This is a genomic window from Kitasatospora sp. DSM 101779, assembly GCF_025655475.1.
Classification (GTDB): Bacteria; Actinomycetota; Actinomycetes; order Streptomycetales; family Streptomycetaceae; genus Kitasatospora.
Genome location: NZ_JAHTIK010000001.1, coordinates 2225793 through 2228924, shown reverse-complemented (window position 1 = coordinate 2228924; position 3132 = coordinate 2225793). Strand labels below are relative to the sequence as shown.

The window sequence follows — 3132 nt, the reverse complement described above, 5'->3', positions numbered from 1 at the left end:
CCGCGGACGGGGCGGCCGGGCTCGCGGCGGCGGTGCTCGGCGCGGCGGCCGGCTCGGCCGGGTCGCAGGCGGTCAGCACGCCGACGGCGAGGACGGCGGCACAGAGGGCGGTGGCGGCGCGCAGCGCCGTGGTGTGTCGGGACACGGTGAGGTGGCTCTTCCTGGTTTCGACGGCCGGCCGCGGGGCCGGCGCGGACGGTCAGTAGCCCTGCGGGCCGTGGTTCGGGTTGGCCTGCGCGACCTTGGCGGCCAGGTCGTGGCCGTCCGGTGAGACGTGGTAGCGCGCCATCATGTAGTTCATGGACGCGCAGGCGCTGGCCACCGGGTCGTAGATCTTGGTGGACGTGCCCGGCTGGTGGTAGGCGGCGAAGGTGTCCGGGATGCACTGCCAGGGGCCGCGCGAGGAGTGCAGCGGCGCCCCGTCCGCCTGGGTCGGGCCCCAGGCGTTGCTGTCGGTCTTGTTCACCAGCCAGTGCGAGTCGTTGTACGAGGACTCGCGCTGGGTCATGGTGAGCAGGCCGCGCATCCAGTTGGCCCGGGCCTGCGGGTCCTTGATGCCCATGGTGTCGAGCGCCTGGTTGACGTAGTCCTCGCAGGCGGCCCGGCCGCTCTTCCACGAGCCGGCGCCGCTGTAGTCGACGTCGGACATCGGGATCTTGCCGTGCGGGTTCGGGGAGGAGGGCATCGGGTGGTGCCCGCCGCTGCCGCCGCCGTCGTGACCGCCGCTGCCGCCCTGGTGGCCGCCGCCGTGCTGCCCGCCGCTGCCGCCGGGCTTGCCGGGCGACTTGGGCGGCGCGTGGTGGCCGCCGCCGGGCAGCTGCTTGCCGGCGTGCTCCTCGGCCTCGCGGTAGTTGTCGGCGCAGTGCCTGATCCCGGCCGCGTCCTGGTGCAGTGCCTTCGCCGTCGCGGCGGCGCTCTGCCCGGCGTCCTGGGCGGCCTGTTCGGCGGCCAGCACGATGCCGGTGGAGAGCACACCGCCGGTGATCAGGGTCTCGATCTCGGCGGTGCGGAACTTGCCCGAGAGCGCCCCGACCTTGGCCGCGACGCGCTCCAGGCGTTCGGCCTGGGCCTGCCACTCCTTGGCGAGCCGGTCGAGTTGTTCGGGCGACACTTTGTAATGGCTGCCTGCCATGGCGGTCCTTCCCCCGTCGGACGGCTTCCCGTCCGCGCTGTCCCCGTCGGGTCGGACGGCCTCGGCGGTGCGGCCGCCGGATCGTGTGCCACCCAATCCCCGGCGGCCGATCATAGTATGAGCGCCTGTCAGCGGGTCGGCCGGACCCCGCCGCGCGGCGGCCTCGTCCGGGCGGCGCGGTTCTGGTTCGATGGGGTCCGTCCACCGGTCGGCGGTGGCCGCGGCAGCGAGGAGGACCGGCACAGATGCCCGTACGCACCGAACGCAGCGGACCGGTGACCACCGTCGTCCTCTCCCGCCCCGAGAGCCGCAACGCCGTCGACGGGCCCACCGCCGCGGCCCTCGCCGAAGCCTTCCGGTCCTTCGACGCCGACCCCGAGGCCTCCGTCGCCGTCCTGTGGGGCGAGGGCGGCACCTTCTCCGCCGGCGCCGACCTCAAGGCCTTCGGCACCGCCGACGGCAACCGGGTCGCCCCCGAGGGCGACGGGCCGATGGGCCCCACCCGGATGCGGCTCTCCAAGCCCGTCATCGCCGCCGTCTCCGGCCACGCCGTCGCGGGCGGCCTCGAACTCGCGCTCTGGTGCGACCTGCGGGTCGCCGAGGAGGACGCCGTCTTCGGCGTGTTCTGCCGCCGCTGGGGCGTCCCCCTGATCGACGGCGGCACCGTCCGGCTGCCCCGGCTGATCGGCACCGGCCGCGCCATGGACCTCGTCCTCACCGGCCGCCCCGTCGACGCCGGCGAGGCCAAGAGCATCGGACTGGTCGACCGGGTCGTCCCCCGCGGTACCTCCCGCCAGGCCGCCGAACGGCTCGCCGCCGAGATCGCCCGGTTCCCGCAGACCTGCATGCGCGAGGACCGGCTCTCCCTGCTCGAACAGGACGGCCTGAGCGAGCACGACGCCCTCGACAACGAACTCCGGCACGGCCTGCGGTCGCTCCCCGAGGCCGGTGAGGGCGCCGCCCGTTTCGCCAAGGGCGCCGGCCGCCACGGATCCTTCACCGACCGGCACTGACCCGGCCGGGGCCGCTCGGGCGCCTGTACGGTCCGCGACTCCGCCGCCGGGTCGGGCGACGTCGGAGGGGCGACCGAGTGACGGGGGGCGTCGCAGGGCCGGACACGGCCGCGGCGGGCGGCCGGCGGGTTCGCCGGGCTGTGGCTCGGTGGGTGCCTGGCCGTGGCCCGGCCGCTGTTCGGGGCCCGGCCGGCCGCGCTGACCGGGATCACCGGCCCGACCGGCACCTTCGTGGTCGCCGGTTGCTTCGAAGAGTCGGAGGGCACCGGCACCCACTGCCGGGGCGAGTCCACGCCGTCCCGCCCCTCCTCCGACGCACGGGCGGCGCGGCCGGTGCTGCTCCGCTCCGCCTCGGGCGACCTGCGCCCCGGGCCTCCGGCGCCACGTCCGACTCGTCGGCGACGACGTCTTCGAGCCCTCACCGGCCGCCGCCGAATACGTCGCCATGGCCGGCTGGACGGCCGCCACGCTCGGCCTCCCCGGCCACCGGCCGCTCGTCTCCGCCCGCCGGGGACGCTTCCGCAACGGCGAGAACCATGTCTTCGTCCGGCTCGCCTCCTCGTTCGGCGCCATCGCCCTCGGCATCCTCCCCCTCCCGGTGGCCTGGCCCCTGGCGATCTCCAGGGGGTAGCGGGAGGGGCCGACCGAGGGCGGCGCGGTCGTCCCTCAGGAGAGGTGGCGGAGGGCGAACCAGAGCTCCATACGGACGTCGGGGTCGTTCAGGTCGGCGGCGAGGAGGTCGGCGACGCGGGTGATGCGCTGGCGGACGGTGTTGCGGTGGAGTGCGAGGGCCGCCGCGGTGCGGTCCCAGCTGCCGTGGTGGGCCAGCCAGGCCGTGAGGGTCTCCCGCAGGACGTCCGGCCCGGGGGCGCCCGCCTCCGCGAGCGGCGCCAGCAGGGCCCGGGCGTGGGCGCGTGCCTCGTCCTCGGCGACGAGGGCGTGCATGCTCAGCGCCTCGTCGCGCTGCCGCGCCGCACCCCGCCCGGC

General features: G+C 76.0%; 4 protein-coding genes. 2 read left to right on the top strand and 2 right to left on the bottom strand.

The annotated features are described in order from the left end of the window. Nucleotides 1-199: 199 nt before the first annotated feature. Nucleotides 200-1132: a hypothetical protein gene (locus KSNIM_RS10375; protein ID WP_263102944.1), complete on the bottom strand. Its 933-nt coding sequence runs from the start codon at nt 1130-1132 to the stop codon at nt 200-202. A 245-nt stretch (nt 1133-1377) separates the two neighbouring features. Here KSNIM_RS10375 and KSNIM_RS10370 point away from each other — a divergent pair, with 245 nt between their 5' ends. Next, nucleotides 1378-2145, top strand: coding sequence for a crotonase/enoyl-CoA hydratase family protein (locus KSNIM_RS10370; RefSeq protein ID WP_263102943.1), 768 nt, complete (start codon nt 1378-1380; stop codon nt 2143-2145). Nucleotides 2146-2590: 445 nt separating this feature from the next. Beyond that, nucleotides 2591-2776 carry a hypothetical protein gene (locus tag KSNIM_RS10365; RefSeq protein WP_263102942.1) on the top strand — a complete coding sequence of 62 codons (186 nt, stop codon included), beginning with the start codon at nt 2591-2593 and terminating at the stop codon, nt 2774-2776. Between the two features lie 35 nt (nt 2777-2811). Here the strand turns inward: KSNIM_RS10365 and KSNIM_RS10360 are convergent. Further along, on the bottom strand, nt 2812-3132 hold a 321-nt coding region (locus KSNIM_RS10360), incomplete at its 5' end, for a helix-turn-helix domain-containing protein (protein ID WP_263102941.1).